The following is a 15,851-nucleotide window of genomic DNA, read 5'->3' on the forward strand; positions in this document are numbered from 1 at the left end:
AGCCGTAGAAAACCAAACAGCAGAAAGCCAAACAGTCGCAGCGCAAGCGACGCCAAACGAGCAAAGTGCGGTCACTGCCGATTCAGACAAAACTACCGATCCGCGCAAAGCCGCGGTTGCTGCGGCAATCGCCCGTGCCAAAGCGAAAAAAGCGGCGCAACAACATAACACTGAGGCATCATAGGGAAAAATATGTTTAAAATCGCCAGTTCTCCCCATACTCACTCCAGTAATCTGACCGCCCGTTTTATGTTGTGGGTGATTGCCGCCATGTTGCCTGCCGTTGCGGTGCAATACTACTATTTCGGCGTGGGCGTGCTGCTGCAAATCCTCTTGGCGGTCGGCTTCGCCTATGTGTTGGAACTGATCATCACCGCCCTGCGCCGCAAACCGATCTTTTTTTATGTGGCGGATTTCAGCGTGATTTTAACCGCCTTGATCCTCGCCGTCGCCATTCCGCCCTACGCGCCCTATTGGATTATTTTAATCGGCACATTTTGCGCAGTGATTTTGGGCAAACATGTTTACGGCGGTTTGGGGCAAAATCCGTTTAATCCGGCAATGGTCGGTTATGTGGTTTTGCTGATCTCCTTTCCGCTGCAAATGACCAGCTGGATGCCGCCGATTGCCCTACTCAACGAGCCACCGACTTGGAACGACACGCTTTCGCTGATTTTTAACGGTGTCAGCAGCGACGGCTACTCGCTGCTGCAACTGGTCGGCACGATTGACGGCATCAGCCAAGCCACGCCCTTGGATTCGGTCAAGAGCGGTTTGCATAACCAACAAACCCTCGCCGATATCATCAGTTCGCCGATTTTCAGCCGTCGCTCTGGGTTCGCTTTTTTCGGCAACGGCTGGTGGCAACTTAATCTGGCGTTTTTGCTCGGCGGATTGCTGCTGCTATGGAAAAAAATTATCCACTGGCAAACGCCGACCGCACTTTTACTCAGCCTGACGCTGTTGGCGACGGCAAACTGGCTGTTTGCGCCGCAAAGCTCGCTCAATCCGTTGTGGCAGCTGTTCAGCGGCGCTACCATGTTCTGCGCCTTTTTTATCGCCACTGATCCAGTGACCGCCTCGATCACCCCGAAAGGCAAACTGGTATTTGGTGCGTTAGTCGGCTTTTTAATCTATATTATCCGCTACTACGGCAATTATCCCGACGGCGTTGCCTTTGCGATTCTGCTCGCCAACATCTGCGTGCCGCTGATTGACCACTACACCCGACCGCGCGTTTACGGCTACCAAGTGAAAAACGATCGCATAAAAAACAATCACATAAAGAAATAGGAACGAACAATGTTAAAAACCACTTTTCGCTCCGCCGTTATTTTGGCATTTGTCGCCCTGCTCTGCACCGCACTTTCGATCGGTGTGTTTCTGCTGACCCAGCAACGGATTGAAAATGTTGCGTTAAACCAACAACGGCAACTGCTGACGCAAGTGATTCCGGCGGACTATTTTGACAATGCGCTGTTGCAATCCTGCGTGCTGCCCGATCCACAGCGTTATCCGCAGTTGAAAACCATTTATATCGCGCAAAAACACGGCGAAACCACCGCTTATGCGATCAAAGCCGTTACCAATCAAGGCTATTCGGGACGGATCGAGATCTTGGTCGGTATCAGCGTGGACGGCACGGTGTTGGGCGTGCGCGTGCTGGAACATAAAGAAACACCGGGCTTGGGCGATAAAATCGAAACCGCTAAAGGCGATTGGATCTATGCGTTCGATCAACAACCGTTCACCCTTGACAACCAAAGCCAATGGGCGGTAAAAAAAGACGGCGGTAAATTCGATCAATTTGCCGGCGCCACCATCACCCCAAGAGCGGTGGTCAATGCGGTCAAACAGACCGCACTTGCGGTGATCGGCGATTTTAAACAACACGCACCAAGCCAATTTAGCCGTTGCGAATGAGGAAGAGAGCATGTCTGAAATAACGACAAATAGCCGTATCGGCGAAATTGAAATCACCGAAATTCCGCAACAGCCGCCAATTAAACCGACCGACTGGCAAGGGATTTTCCGACAAGGATTGTGGGACAACAACTCCACCCTGGTACAGTTACTTGGGTTGTGTCCGCTGCTGGCGGTGTCAAACAGCGTAACCCACGCCCTAGGTTTGGGTTTGGCGACCATGCTGGTGCTGATCTGCACCAATTCGATTGTTTCCCTCTGCCGCCGCGCCATTCCGCATGAAATCCGCATTCCGATTTATGTGATGATTATCGCCGCCACCGTCACCGCCGTGCAGTTGCTGATGAACGCCTTCGTGTACGATCTCTATTTGGCGCTGGGGATTTTTATTCCGCTGATCGTCACCAACTGTATCGTTATCGGGCGCGCCGAAGCCTTCGCATCTAAAAACGGCGTATTACCGTCAATGTTTGACGGTTTCTCAATGGGATTGGGCATGACCTGTAGCCTGTTCGTGCTCGGTGCTATGCGCGAAATTTTGGGTAACGGCACGCTGTTTGCCGGTATGGAACAGCTGTTCGGTGCGTGGGCGAAAACATTAAAAATTGAAATCTTGCACATTGATACCAGTTTTTTATTGGCCATCTTACCGCCCGGCGCCTTTATCGGCTTGGGCATTATGTTGGCGGTCAAAAATCTGATTGATGATAAAAAGAACAAAAAAGGCAAAAGTGCGGTATGAACCAACAAAAACGAATCGAAATTTTGACCCGTCTGCGCGACAACAATCCCGAACCGACCACCGAACTGAATTTCAGCTCGCCGTTCGAATTGCTGATTGCGGTGATTCTCTCGGCGCAAGCCACCGACAAAGGCGTCAACAAAGCCACCGACAAGCTGTTTCCTGTGGCGAACACCGCCCAAGCGATTTGGGATCTGGGCGTGGACGGCTTAAAAGAATACATCAAAACCATCGGGTTATATAACAGCAAAGCCGAAAACGTGATCAAAACCTGCCGTTTGTTGCTGGATAAACATCACGGCGAAGTACCGGAATCGCGCGAAGCACTGGAGGCGTTGCCCGGTGTCGGACGCAAAACCGCCAACGTGGTGCTGAATACCGCTTTCGGCTGGCCGACCATCGCCGTCGACACCCATATTTTTCGGGTCGCCAACCGCACCAACTTTGCACCGGGCAAAGACGTGGTGAAAGTGGAAGAGAAATTGCTGAAAGTCGTACCGGCGGAATTCAAAGTCGATGTCCACCACTGGCTGATTCTACACGGCCGCTATACCTGCGTCGCCCGTAAACCGCGCTGCGGCGCATGTATCATTGAAGATTTGTGCGAATATAAAGACAAGACGGAATATTAATACGAAAAAGTGCGGTTTGACCGCACTTTTTATACCTTATACCGCAAAAACGTTATTCTTGACGACAAATCCGCTCAACTTTGCGCTTTTTCACTTAAATAACGTTCGACCGTATCCACAATCGCTTGGGTTTGCGAGTCGATTTCAAGATTGACTTTATCGCCGGTTTTTTTCTGCGCGATAATGGTGCGTTCCAGCGTTTCCGGAATTAAATTCACGCAAAAACGGGCGTTTTCCACTGCGCCGATCGTCAAACTGATGCCGTCAATCGCGATATAGCCTTTGGTCAAAATATATTTAAGCAAGTGCGGTTGCAGCAGACTGAACCAAATTTGGTAGTTGTTTTCACTCTGGATAATCTCATCAATCAGCGCCATGCTGTAAACATGACCGGAGAGCATGTGTCCGCCGATTTCATCGTTCATTTTCATCGCCCGCTCGATATTGACTTCGTCGCCCACCTGTAATTCGCCCAGATTGGTAATGCGAAGGGTTTCTTGCATTAAATCAAAACTCAACAAATCACCGTTGATTTCAGTCACCGTCAGGCAAACACCGTTGTGCGCAATCGACGCCCCCAATTTCAGATCGTCCAATAAGTCCGCCGGCATTCTGATAATGTGGGTTTTAAAATCTTTTTTTGCCGCAATGGATTCAATTCGGGCTTTACCCTGTATAATACCTGTAAACATAGTCTCTCACTTGTCGTATCCGTTTTTCTCGACAGCGATTATAGATCGTTTCTTTCAATTAAGCAGAAATATATTTATGTTAACCTTTATCAGCGACAAACAACACCGCTTGGAAATGCAACAGCTCATTCGAATTGCGATACCGATTTTGATCGCGCAAATCGCACAAAGTTCGATGGGCATGATCGATGCCATTATGGCCGGACGGGTTAGTGCTGCCGATATGGCAGCAATTTCCATCGGCGCCTCAATTTGGTTTCCGTTGGTGTTGTTTGGCCAAGGCTTGCTGCTCGCGCTGCCGCCGACAATTGCCTATCTCAATGGCTCTGGGCAGCGCAAGCGGATTGCCCACCAAGTGCGGCAAGGCATTTGGATTGTGCTGATGATCACCATACCGCTCTTTATCCTGATTTATAACAGCCATTTTATTGTCGATTTTATGGGCATGGAAGTCCGTTTGGCAACTATCTCCAGCCAATACCTGCAAGCTATGGCATTTGGGATTCTACCTTATTTGCTGATGATTAACTTTCGCGGGCTGAATGACGGGCTGGCAAAAACCAAACCCGCCATGGTGATCGGCTTTATCGGTTTGCTGCTGAATATTCCGTTGAATTATATTTTTATCTACGGAGAGTTCGGCATACCGGCTTACGGCGCGGTCGGCTGTGGCATAGCCACTGCGATTGTCAACTGGCTGATGATGTTTATGATCTTAATCTATTGCTATCGCGCCAAGAATCAACGCGATCTGCGGCTGTTTCCGAAGCTGTTTGAAAAGCCGGATTGGAACACGCAGCGTAAGTTACTGAATTTGGGCGTGCCAATCGCCTTGACCTTGTGTGCCGAAGTCACGCTGTTTACCATTGTGTCGTTATTAATTGCGCCGTTAGGGGCAAATGTTGTCGCCAGCCACCAAATCACGCTGCAAACCAGTTCGTTTATCTTTATGTTACCGCTTTCGATTTCGATGGCGACCACGATTTTAGTCGGACAGCGCTTGGGCGAGCAAAATGTCGCCGGAGCAAAACAGGTCAGCTTCACCGCGCTCGGTCTGGGACTTGTCGTTGCCACCATCACCGCAATTTTAACCTTGCTGTTCCGCACGCAAATCGCACAAATCTTTGTTACCGATCAAGAAGTCATCGCGATGGCCTCTTTCCTGCTACTGTTTGCCGCCGCTTATCAAATTCCGGACAGCATTCAAGTGATCGCCGGCGGCGCATTACGCGCTTACAAAGACACCAAAGCCATTTTGATTATCTCTCTGCTCTGCTACTGGGTCATCGGCATGCCGGTCGGTTATATCACCGGACTCACCGATTGGATTGTGCCGGCTTTGGCGGCGGAGGGATTTTGGATCGGATTTGTGTTGTGTTTGTTGTTCGCTTCAATTTTCCTGCTGCTTCGTTTGCGTAAAATCCAACGCATTCCGGCAAATGAATTGCTGCAACATTTAGATCGCATTAAATAACGGAGGATAAAATGGATAAAATAGTCAATGTAGGGATTGCCGGTTTCGGCATGTCGGCGCAGGTCTTTCATGTTCCTTTTTTAACCGTGGATCCGCGTTTTAAGATTAAAAAAGTGTTTGAACGCAGCAGTGAAAAATCTAAGCAAAAAATAGCGGATGTAGAAGTGGTGCGGGATTTTTCCGCCCTGCTCAGCGACGATATTGATCTGGTGGTTATCACCACGCCCAACCTGACCCACTATCCGTTGGCAAAACAAGCGATTGAAGCCGGCAAACATGTCATTGTGGAAAAACCGGTGAGTGTGACCGCCAATGAAGCCGCCGAATTAGGCCGCTTGGCTGCCTTGCATGGCATTCTCCTTTCGCCTTACCAAAACCGCCGTTGGGACAGTGGTTTTGACGCGGTCAAAAACATTATTAAACATAATTTGATCGGTGACGTGGTTGATTATCAAGTGCGGTTTGATCGTTACAGCCCCAACAAAAACCCGAAGCGCTGGAAAGAAACCGGTGAAAAAGGCATCGGACTGGTTTACGATTTGGGCGTCCATCTGCTGGATCATACGGTTGATCTCTTCGGAATGCCCCAAGCCCTGTTTGCCGACATCCGCTATCAACAGCCGCAAGCCTTGAGCGATGATAACTTTCAGATTTATCTCTATTACCCTCAGTTAAAGGTGGAATTAACCGCCAGTAAATATGTACGCGAAAAAGCACCCCATATTGCCCTGCACGGCCGTCTCGGTTCGTATATCAAACAAACCATGGACGTTCAGGAAGCCAGACTGGCACAAGGTATCGAACCGCGTGGCAACTGGAATCTCGAAGTGGAAACCGACTGGGGCATACTCAACACGGAGCTCAACGGTAGCCACTTCCGCGGCAGAATCGAATCCCCCGCCATGAGTTATGCCACCTATTATGACAATATCCACGCGGCAATCACCAGCAATACCCCGTTGATAGTCACCATTGAACAGGCCACGGACGTGATGAAATTGCTGGAAAAATGTTTTGAAAGTGCGGAATTACGCAAAGTGATTGAAATCGAATAAAAAATCCTGCGCTCGGCTTTTTGTATAAGCAGAGATTCATACCACCGCAATAAATCCACTGACCCGATGTCATCAGTGGATTTATTCAGTTGCCGGATATTGCTTTTAGTTGAAAATGTCCTTTATTAAAAATACGATTACTTCAAGGACTAAATATATCTGTATCACACATTTTTCCTTAATTAAATTGGTTAATAAAATGTATTGTCGCAGATTTATTGATAATAGCCCCTTTATGCTGAATTACCACGCCGGCGAGTTGGTTGCCTTGCCGACAGCAAATTTCCAACGGTTTATTTTGTAAATAACCGCTTAAAAATCCCGCATTAAAAGCATCACCGGCGGATGTGGTATCAACGACATTATCAACCGGAATAGTTGGTACTTGTTGTTCAACACCATCAATATCATTGAAAATTGCGCCATGCTTACCGGATTTTACTACCACCGTTCTTACACCTGATTGTTTTAAGCGCTGAATTGTAGCTTGTTCATCTATATCTTGCCAAATGGCTTGTTCATCATCAAAGGTGACAAGTGCTACCGTCACAAACGGCAAAAGTGCGGTATACATTTCTTGCGTTTTTTGCAAAGATTCCCATAACGCAGGACGATAGTTACTGTCAAAGGCAATCTTTACGCCTAGTTTTACTAACTCGGTCAATTGTTGAATCAGCAAAGTGCGGTCACTATCCGGCAAAATTGCCAGGGAAATACCACTCAGATAAATCATATCCATATGTTTTAGCTGCGATAAAATATGAGGATAATCATGATGTTGCAATAAATAACGAGCGGCAGATTGATTACGCCAGTACAAGAAAGTACGCTCACCCAAACTGTCCAGTTGAATTAAATATAGACCCGGTTGACGGGTTTTATCCCTCAAAACCCAATCCGTATTAATACCTTCCGCTTGCCAATCCGCCACCATGCCCTGACTGAGCTTATCCGTGCCCATAACAGAAATATAGTGAATTTCTACCGCACTTTTCGGTGTAGCGCGCGCTAAATAAATCGCCGTGTTGAGTGTATCACCTCCGTAGGTTTGCTGCATTAAACCGAACGGTTCACCATTCAGCTCAATCATGCATTCACCGATAATGGCTATTTTTTTCATTCCATAGCTACCCATTAATTTGCCGATCGCTTTGATTAAAATAGTGACTATACTCTTTTTCAAATTGATCTTTATCTAAAACATATTGATACAAGTGTTGGTCAATCAATTTTCTGACGAGCACTTTATCCTGATTTTTAATTGCATTGAGAATATTTCGATGATCTTCAATCGTTTTTAATGTTGGTTTGTTTTTAAAAACGAAAATTCTTGCCCTGTCAAAATGAATATTTAGCCCACGCATTAATGCATAAATATTATTTTTATTCGTAATCGTAAAAAACAAATGATGAAATTCATTATCAAGCTCAAGAAATTTTTCATAATTTTCATTAGTGAGATAAAACTCTTGTAGCTTTAAATTATCCTCTAATAAATAAAGATATTTTTGATAACCGTCTTCACATAGTAAAGCGGAAACTTCTTTTTCCAAAGTCAAACGCAAAAAGCGTGCTTCTTCAATCAATAAAGGATCAATAAAGGAAATAAACGTACCTTTTTGCGAAATTACCTTCACCGCTCCGCTTTTTTCCAAATCAATCAACGCTTCTCGAATAGGCGTTCGACTTAATCCCAACAGTGCGGCAAGTTCTGTTTCACTAACCTTATTTCCCGGCGCCAATTCCATATTCACAATCATTTCCCGAATGATTCGATATGCAAATTCCCTTGAACTTTCTCGTACTTTTTGTTCTGCCATAAAATTTCTCAATAAATATATTTTTGCAAGGTTGCCCTTACCGCACCTTTATCCAACAACATTTCATTTAAATATTGCGTCACTTTCTCCGCTAAGCCGACCTCATACAGATCGATCCCAAAAATATTTTTGTCAGACAAAATTGGTTTTAATATTTCGATAGATACGCTTTCGCCTAATTTAACACAAGAAATTTTACTTTTTAACTCATTTAATAGTGGATCCGGACTATTTTCAAACTCATTTCCCCTATCATCAACCGCAATCAAATAACGCAACCAGCCGGCAAATACCAGAGGAATCGCGGTCAATGTCTGAATATCCCTATCGTTACCGTTACGAAGATAAGATTTTATCGTTTCACCAAAACGAATGGATAATTTTTGTGATGTGTCACTGGCAATACGTTGCGGTGTGTCCGGAATAAAATCATTAGATAAGCGAATATTAATTACTTCATCAATAAACTGTTTCGGATTAATAATTTTCGGATCAATTACCACCGGTAGCCCTTCTTGATAGCCAATACGTTTCGCTAATGCCGATAGATCAGGATCGCGCATTTCTGCAAAAATCGATGTGTAGCCCAACAGACAACCAAAAATAGCAAGGCCTGTATGAATCGGATTCAAACAGGTTGTTACTTTCATGGTTTCAATTTTATTGACTGTTGCTCGATCCGTAAAAATAACCCCTACTTTCTCCAATGTTGGTCTGCCATTTGGAAAATTATCTTCAATCGCTAAATACTCAAGTTCTTCAGCATTAACAAAAGGCGCCACATAAGTATTTTTTGAAGTTACTACAGGCGTTAAATTTTGTATACCATCCGATTGCAACATTTGTTGTACTTCAACATCTGGCCGGGGTGTAATCTTATCAATCATTGACCATGGAAAACTGATTTTGTCTGAATTGAGATAATCAATAAAATCAGCACTAACAAAACCCGCTTGCAGCCATTGCCGGGCAAATTCTAAAATGACCTTTTCTAATTTCTCACCGTTTTTAGACATATTGTCCATACTTACTACGGCTAATGGCGCTGCGCCATTTTGGAAACGATTAAACAGTAATGCGACAATTTTACCGATATAACTTTGCGGTTGCTCTACACCATTTTGGAAATCGGCCTGTACCGAGGCAAAATATTCACCGGCTTGATTTTTAATCAGATAACCTTTTTCTGTAATGGTGAGCGATACCATTTGTAAAGATGGAGCAGTAAAAATTGCTTTTAAGCGGGCAAAGTCATCAACAAAGCCCGGCTCTATTCTTAAGGATTCGGTGATACTACCGATTACAATTTTATCTACCGTATGATCATTTTTTAAACGCGCAAAAATCGATAAATTATCAAAAGGACGATAAGCTTTTTCAATAATTTCATAGTCAAAACCTTCCGCAACAATAATTCCTTTATCAGCTGCCCCCTGATTAAGCAACCGTTGCTGTAAATTAGCTAAAAAAGCACGAAAAATATTACCGGCGCCCAAATGTAACCAAATTGGATTTTTAGTCGTATTCTCCACAATATCCGCAATATTATATTCGGGTAAAATATAACCTTTATTTTCCCACTCAGTTCGGTTGGCTAACCCGTTATAGGATAATTCCATTATTTTTCTCCCTTAATTTTCTCACATATATCCCATAAACCTTGAATATACATAATACCTAAGGCGCGATCATATAAACCGTAACCTGGACGGCATTTTTCTTCCCAAATATGACGGCCGTGATCTGGTCGGTAATAACCTTTAAAGCCTACCTCGTGATAAGCTTTTATAATTTCGGCAATATCTAATGAACCGTCACGGGTTAAATGGGATGTTTCCAAAAAATCGCCGTTTTCAAATACTTTAATATTACGAATGTGGGCAAACGGAATACGTTTATGGAATTGACGGATCATTGACGGAATATCATTTTGCAGATTTGGACCTAATGCACCGCTACATAAAGTTATACCGTTAGACTCGCTATCCACCATATCAACAATTTTTTGTAAATCATCATGACATTTTACAATACGCGGCAAACCAAATACCGAGAATGGCGGATCGTCCGGATGAATAGCCATTTTGATACCGACGTCTTCCGCCACAGGGATAATCTGCTCTAAGAAATATTTTAAGTTTTCTCGCAGTTTGTCTTCGGTCATTCCTTTGTATAAATCAAATAAATTATCCAAATGTTTTAAACGCTCCGGCTCCCAGCCTGGTAAAGTCAGATCTTTTGAATTTTTTTCAAATTCTTTTACCAGTATTTTTGGATCAATACCTTCAATACGTGCATTTTCATAGAAAAGTGCGGTCGAACCATCATCAGTTTTTTTAAATAGATCGGTACGAATCCAGTCAAATACCGGCATGAAGTTATAACAAACTACTTTTACGCCATATTTGCCTAAATTTCGTAGTGTTGTTTTATAATTTTCAATATATTGCTCACGCTCAGGCGCTCCAAGTTTAATCGATTCATGAATATTAACACTTTCTACCACATCAATACTTAATCCGTAAGGTTCCACCTGCGATTTCACTTCGGCAATACGAGCCTCCGGCCACACTTCGCCAGCTACCATATCATGCAATGCCCATACCACCCCACTCATACTCGGAATTTGTTTAATATAACTTAACGGGATTGTATCGTTGCCTAATCCATACCATCTAAATGTTGTTTTCATCGTTTACTCCTTACCACTCTAACAGCACTTTACAGACTCTGTTTTTTTCATTCTTAATCACATCAAACGCTTTTTCGATATCGTCAAATTTATAAGTGTGTGTAATCATTTTTTCAGGCGTCACTTTCCTCTGTTCAAATAGTTTCATCACTTCTGGAAAGCGTTTATTATTTAAGCGTGTTCCAAATACATTTATCCCTTTTTTAGTAAATGCCACTTGCGGAATTTCTGATGGTGTCGCACCTGTTCCAAGCACCACAAAACGTCCCGATGGAGCAACAATATCTAGCGCATCCAAAATACTTTGCGGTGAACACACTGCGTCGATCACAACATGAGCCCCTTCATTTTCAGTAAATTCGTTGACCGCAGTATGCAAATCAACCTCTTTCACATTGATCACTTTAGTCGCGCCCATTTCTCTAGCCAATGTCAAACGCTCATCAAAAATATCTGTAATCAATACTTGTGCGCCCCGAGCTATCGCGACCTGCATAGCCGCTAATCCCGCCGGTCCTGAACCGAATACCACTACTTTATCTCCGACAGAAACATTTGCACGGGTATTAATTTCTACACCAACGGCATAGGGTTCAATGAGACATGCCGTTTTTTCGGGTATTTTATTGGTATCTACAAGATAAACATTATCAGCTCTGGTTTTTGCATATTGTGCAAAACCCCCATTAATATGCACGCCGGTTACATTTAAATTTTTACAAACATTATGATACCCCGTCCGGCAGGCGTAACAATGTCCACAGCTATTCACGATATCGCTTACAACAAAATCGCCGGCCTTCACATGTTTAACCCCTTGCCCGACTCTCTCTACTCGTCCGACAAATTCATGGCCAATTACAATTGGGTATTTAGCAAGTGAATTTCCTCCGGTATAAATACCGATATCCGATCCACAAATTCCACCAAATTGTACTTTAATTACCACATCATCATCGTCGGTGACCTCAGGTAGCGGAATATCTGTAATACTCAATTCAAAAGGTTTCGTTACTGTTATCGCTTTCATGTTATTAATCCTTATTTAGTAAAAAATTCTAATGGTTGCATAAATAAACTTGGAAAAAGAATCAGCAGCAATAAAGTAATGATTATCGCAAGTAAGAAAGGCCAAACTGCTTTAACAATTCTCTCCATATTAATTCGTCCTGTACTGGCCGCTACATTTAGTACCGTGCCTACCGGCGGTGTTAATAACCCCATTACACAGGTAATAATAAATACAACACCAAAATACACCGGATTGATCCCCGCCTGTTTGACTGCCGGCATCAATACGGGGGTTAAAATCAAGATGGTTGGAACCACATCCATTGACGTTCCCACCAATAAAACCAAGCCGGTAATAACCAACATTAATAGAATAGGACTCTCAATAAACGGGTGTAAAAGATCCGTCACAATCCGAGGAATATTACCGATAGTCATTAACCAGGACGATACCATTGCCGCAGCTGCCAAAAACATAATGGCACTGCTGGCTTTTGCTGAGGCAATCATACTTTCTTTGATATCTTGTAAAGTTAACTCACGATAAACAAACACACCGATAATTAAAGAATAAACTACTGCCATTACTCCGGCTTCCGTTGGAGTAAACATGCCGCTGCGTAAACCCAGTAAAATGCCAACCGGCATAAAAATTGCCCAGATTGCTTTTCGCACAGCCGTGACGACTTCTCTGAAAGATTTACGCGGTAGAGGTGCTGCGGAATCTTTACGCGAAACAAGTGCCCAAACAACACACAAAATGGCAGTGATATAAATAGCCGGAGCAATCCCTCCCATAAATAGATCGGTAACTGACACACCAGCTGTCACACCAAAAATAATCATCGGTACTGAAGGCGGCATAATTGGTGATAGGATATTACCTCCGGCAATAAGTGCGGTTGATCTATCACGGTTGTAGCCGGATTGCACCATCATTGGAATCAAAATCGCACCTAATGCTGCCGTTGAAGCCACAGCAGAACCAACAAGACTTGCAAAAAGTAAAATAGCTAAAATAGCGACATATCCTAAACCACCTCGAATGTGTCCAACCATAGCTGTTGCGGCATCTACAATCTTGTTAGTTAAACCGCCACGATTCATTAAATCTCCCGCAACTACAAAGAATGGAATTGCCATCATTGAGAAACTATCCGCGCCGTTAAATAAGTTTTGTGACAAAATTTGGGCATTAAATACATCTAAATACAGCATTAACATAATGCCGGAAAATAATAGCGAGAATGCAATCGGTACACCAATTACAATACCGCCGATTAAACTTGCTAAGAAAATAATAATTGTCATATTACACCTGCTGCCTAATCTGAATCTGATTCACTCATCAATACGACACGATGAATATCCTTCGGATTTCTAATTACATCTACGATATGTAAAAAACCGATTAAAATAATTGCCGAGCCTGTGAGCAAACCGATACCATACACAAATGATAGCGGTAGTCCGGTAGCCGCTGCTTTTGCTGTCATCGATTGGATTACCATGGCATATGTGCCTTTTACCAAGATAGCCATAACCGTAATAATGATTAGCCTACCCAGCACAAACAAAACCAACTTCACTTTTTCCGGTACATTTTTAATTAATGTATCTACCCCTAAATGCGAATTCTCTTTCATCGCAACAATTGCACCGAGATAGATAACATATACAAAAACATATCTTGATACTTCTTCAGACCAAACCAATCCCGAATTAAAGAAAAATCGTAATATCACATTAAGAAACACTAGGGCAATCATCACTACTAGCATTAACCCAAGTAGTAATGAAATACCGTAAAATAATTTTTCAATTAGAGCTTTCATACTCTATCCCTTATATTGACTAATTAATTTGTATTTCGAATACGTTCAACCAATGCTTCCGCCCAGTCATATTTTTCATACAAATCATCATACAACGGCTGCATTTTTTCGACGAGTTGGGTTTTATCTGTATCCGTCGGAGTTACAACAACAACGCCTTTTTCAGCCAAGAATTTTTTGTCCGCATCAATACTTTCTTGGTATAAATCCCAACTTTTATCGGATGCCGCTTTTGCTGCCTCTAAGAAAATAGCTTTATCATCATCACTTAGCCCTTTCCAAAATTTCGCATTAGAAAGAAGTTCAAGTGATGAAATCATATGGTTAGTTTCATAAATATTTTTATTTACGGAATAAAAACCTTGTTGAACAAATGTGGACATCGGATTATCTTGACCATCAACAACACCTTGTTCAAGTGCGGTAAATACTTCACCTAATCCCATAATCGCTACATTGGCTCCCAATAACTCCGCCACTTTCACATGAATCGGGTTATTCGGCATACGCATTTTTTGACCTTTGAATTGATCAGGATTAGATAATGATTTGCTAGACGAAAATACACGGGCACCGTTTGGCAGCCAAGCTAAGAATTTAATCGGTTGGGAAGATTCAAAGCTATCGGCAATATCTTTGCCAACTTCACCTTGATAAATTTTTCTGGCGTGAGCAACATCTTTAAATAGGAAAGGAAAATCAGGAACAGACATTTTAGGTACTTCAGACCACATCACCGTGCCAAGTACCGACATATCAATGATACCTTGACGCGTGTAATCAAAAGATTGTTTTTCATCACCTAATTGCCCTGAATCATAAACATCAATTTGATAACGGCCATTCGTTTTACTTTCAATTATAGGTTTAAAGACCTCTTTTAATGCAATAGTGGAAGGGTGTGTCGCGGCTACAACGGAAGAAATTTTAACAACTCTAGTCACTTGATCTGATTGTGAACGTTGATCAGAATCATCACAGGCAGTTATAGAAAACACGACCGCACTTACTAATAACATTTTGAAAAATAATCTTTTTTTCATAATAGCCCTCAATTCATAATTTAAATAAATACTAGTATACAAGTTAAAACAAAAGAAAAACCTCATGTTTTCTTGAAAAGAAGACTAACAAAAAATGGATATGAAAACCGTGAATACGATCACAAAACTAAAGTTTATTTATAGAACGGTAATTTTAATCCGACAACATACTCAAAAAGTAAGTATGTTCCAGTGAACGGAATGCGGTAGTACGCAAATTAAATCCCTGTTAATCCGATAAACAGCACTATTTTTGAAAGAACCTCCGGATTGGAACTAGCTTCTAAATTTACCACCGCACTTTTTTCTTATAACCTAATCCTGGAACTCATCCAGCCAATGCAACAAAATTGCTTCGAGGATTTTTTCATTGGATTTTTGCGGATCGTCATCAAAGTCTGCCAGATTGCAGATCCAGGCGTGCATATCGGTGAAGCGTACGCTTTTTGGGTCGATCTCCGGATAGAGATCGTATAACGCCCAAGCAATCTCCTGTGAATCCTGCCATTTCATCTTGATCTCCTTTTTATCTGAGAGCCTTTATCTGGGTGCTTTAGCGGCGATTAATGCTCTTCGCGCGCGTGGTTGATGGTGTAGCGCGGAATGTCGATCACCAAATCTTCGTCGCCCACCACCGCTTGGCAGCTTAAGCGGCTTTCCATTTCCAAGCCCCAGGCTTTGTCCAGCATGTCTTCTTCTAAATCGCTGCTTTCGTTTAACGAATCAAACCCTTCGCGTACCACCACATGACAAGTGGTGCAGGCGCAGGATTTTTCGCAGGCGTGTTCAATTTCAATACCGGCATTCAGTGCGGCATCTAAAATACTTTCGCCACGCGCCACTTCGACAACCATTCCCTCCGGACATAAACTTTCGTGGGGAAGAAAAATTAACTTTGGCATTTTTTGTCCTTTTATTTGTTGCTTAATCGC

18 protein-coding genes are annotated in these 15,851 nt (G+C 43.1%); 7 read left to right on the plus strand and 11 right to left on the minus strand.

From position 1 onward, the window contains the following. The 5 genes from B8880_RS14500 to nth form a co-directional block, all read left to right on the plus strand. A partial coding sequence (locus B8880_RS14500; RefSeq protein WP_159460760.1) for a hypothetical protein occupies window positions 1-184 on the plus strand: 184 nt, incomplete at its 5' end. Window positions 185-192: 8 nt separating this feature from the next. Next, window positions 193-1,293 (plus strand): electron transport complex subunit RsxD, encoded by a 1,101-nt coding sequence (gene rsxD, locus B8880_RS12900; RefSeq protein WP_084257981.1) that lies wholly within the window; start codon window positions 193-195, stop codon window positions 1,291-1,293. A gap of 9 nt (window positions 1,294-1,302) precedes the next feature. Beyond that, a complete protein-coding gene (gene rsxG, locus B8880_RS12905) occupies window positions 1,303-1,923 on the plus strand; it encodes an electron transport complex subunit RsxG (protein ID WP_084257982.1) in 621 nt (206 codons plus the stop codon). A 10-nt stretch (window positions 1,924-1,933) separates the two neighbouring features. Further along, complete coding sequence (locus B8880_RS12910; protein ID WP_084257983.1) at window positions 1,934-2,665, plus strand: electron transport complex subunit E; 732 nt, start codon at window positions 1,934-1,936, stop codon at window positions 2,663-2,665. Then, the gene (gene nth / locus B8880_RS12915) at window positions 2,662-3,297 is read left to right on the plus strand and encodes an endonuclease III (protein ID WP_084257984.1); all 636 of its coding nucleotides are present in this window, start codon (window positions 2,662-2,664) and stop codon (window positions 3,295-3,297) included. Before B8880_RS12910 ends, nth begins: the two co-directional genes overlap by 4 nt. 74 nt (window positions 3,298-3,371) lie before the next feature. Here the strand turns inward: nth and B8880_RS12920 are convergent, their stop codons facing one another. Next, window positions 3,372-3,989 carry a riboflavin synthase subunit alpha gene (locus B8880_RS12920; RefSeq protein WP_084257985.1) on the minus strand — a complete coding sequence of 206 codons (618 nt, stop codon included), beginning with the start codon at window positions 3,987-3,989 and terminating at the stop codon, window positions 3,372-3,374. Window positions 3,990-4,065: 76 nt separating this feature from the next. Between B8880_RS12920 and B8880_RS12925 the strand changes: the two genes are divergently transcribed. Further along, the gene (locus B8880_RS12925) at window positions 4,066-5,463 is read left to right on the plus strand and encodes an MATE family efflux transporter (protein ID WP_084257986.1); all 1,398 of its coding nucleotides are present in this window, start codon (window positions 4,066-4,068) and stop codon (window positions 5,461-5,463) included. 11 nt (window positions 5,464-5,474) lie between these two features. Beyond that, window positions 5,475-6,518: a Gfo/Idh/MocA family oxidoreductase gene (locus B8880_RS12930; protein WP_084257987.1), complete on the plus strand. Its 1,044-nt coding sequence runs from the start codon at window positions 5,475-5,477 to the stop codon at window positions 6,516-6,518. A gap of 178 nt (window positions 6,519-6,696) precedes the next feature. Here B8880_RS12930 and B8880_RS12935 read toward each other — a convergent pair whose 3' ends face one another. The 10 genes from B8880_RS12935 to fdx all read right to left on the minus strand — a co-directional run bounded on the left by B8880_RS12935 (window position 6,697) and on the right by fdx (window position 15,821). Continuing rightward, the gene (locus B8880_RS12935; protein ID WP_084258051.1) at window positions 6,697-7,638 is read right to left on the minus strand and encodes a sugar kinase; all 942 of its coding nucleotides are present in this window, start codon (window positions 7,636-7,638) and stop codon (window positions 6,697-6,699) included. 7 nt (window positions 7,639-7,645) lie between these two features. Beyond that, on the minus strand, window positions 7,646-8,338 hold the full coding sequence (locus tag B8880_RS12940; protein ID WP_084257988.1) for a GntR family transcriptional regulator: 693 nt from the start codon (window positions 8,336-8,338) through the stop codon (window positions 7,646-7,648). An 8-nt stretch (window positions 8,339-8,346) separates the two neighbouring features. Continuing rightward, window positions 8,347-9,957 (minus strand): mannitol dehydrogenase family protein, encoded by a 1,611-nt coding sequence (locus B8880_RS12945; RefSeq protein WP_084257989.1) that lies wholly within the window; start codon window positions 9,955-9,957, stop codon window positions 8,347-8,349. Beyond that, the gene (gene uxuA, locus B8880_RS12950) at window positions 9,957-11,030 is read right to left on the minus strand and encodes a mannonate dehydratase (RefSeq protein ID WP_084257990.1); all 1,074 of its coding nucleotides are present in this window, start codon (window positions 11,028-11,030) and stop codon (window positions 9,957-9,959) included. Before uxuA ends, B8880_RS12945 begins: the two co-directional genes overlap by 1 nt. A 10-nt stretch (window positions 11,031-11,040) precedes the next feature. Then, window positions 11,041-12,060, minus strand: coding sequence for a zinc-binding alcohol dehydrogenase family protein (locus tag B8880_RS12955; RefSeq protein WP_084257991.1), 1,020 nt, complete (start codon window positions 12,058-12,060; stop codon window positions 11,041-11,043). 11 nt (window positions 12,061-12,071) lie between these two features. Beyond that, window positions 12,072-13,352: a TRAP transporter large permease gene (locus B8880_RS12960; protein ID WP_084257992.1), complete on the minus strand. Its 1,281-nt coding sequence runs from the start codon at window positions 13,350-13,352 to the stop codon at window positions 12,072-12,074. A 14-nt stretch (window positions 13,353-13,366) separates the two neighbouring features. Continuing rightward, window positions 13,367-13,876, minus strand: coding sequence for a TRAP transporter small permease (locus B8880_RS12965; RefSeq protein WP_084257993.1), 510 nt, complete (start codon window positions 13,874-13,876; stop codon window positions 13,367-13,369). Between the two features lie 23 nt (window positions 13,877-13,899). Next, on the minus strand, window positions 13,900-14,919 hold the full coding sequence (locus B8880_RS12970) for a TRAP transporter substrate-binding protein (RefSeq protein WP_084257994.1): 1,020 nt from the start codon (window positions 14,917-14,919) through the stop codon (window positions 13,900-13,902). A gap of 315 nt (window positions 14,920-15,234) precedes the next feature. Beyond that, window positions 15,235-15,432, minus strand: coding sequence for a Fe-S cluster assembly protein IscX (gene iscX, locus B8880_RS12975; RefSeq protein WP_084257995.1), 198 nt, complete (start codon window positions 15,430-15,432; stop codon window positions 15,235-15,237). Window positions 15,433-15,482: 50 nt separating this feature from the next. After that, window positions 15,483-15,821 carry an ISC system 2Fe-2S type ferredoxin gene (fdx, locus tag B8880_RS12980; RefSeq protein ID WP_084257996.1) on the minus strand — a complete coding sequence of 113 codons (339 nt, stop codon included), beginning with the start codon at window positions 15,819-15,821 and terminating at the stop codon, window positions 15,483-15,485. Between the last annotated feature and the right edge of the window lie 30 nt (window positions 15,822-15,851).

Source organism: Pasteurella testudinis DSM 23072, from assembly GCF_900176075.1.
Classification (GTDB): Bacteria; Pseudomonadota; Gammaproteobacteria; order Enterobacterales; family Pasteurellaceae; genus Chelonobacter; species Chelonobacter testudinis.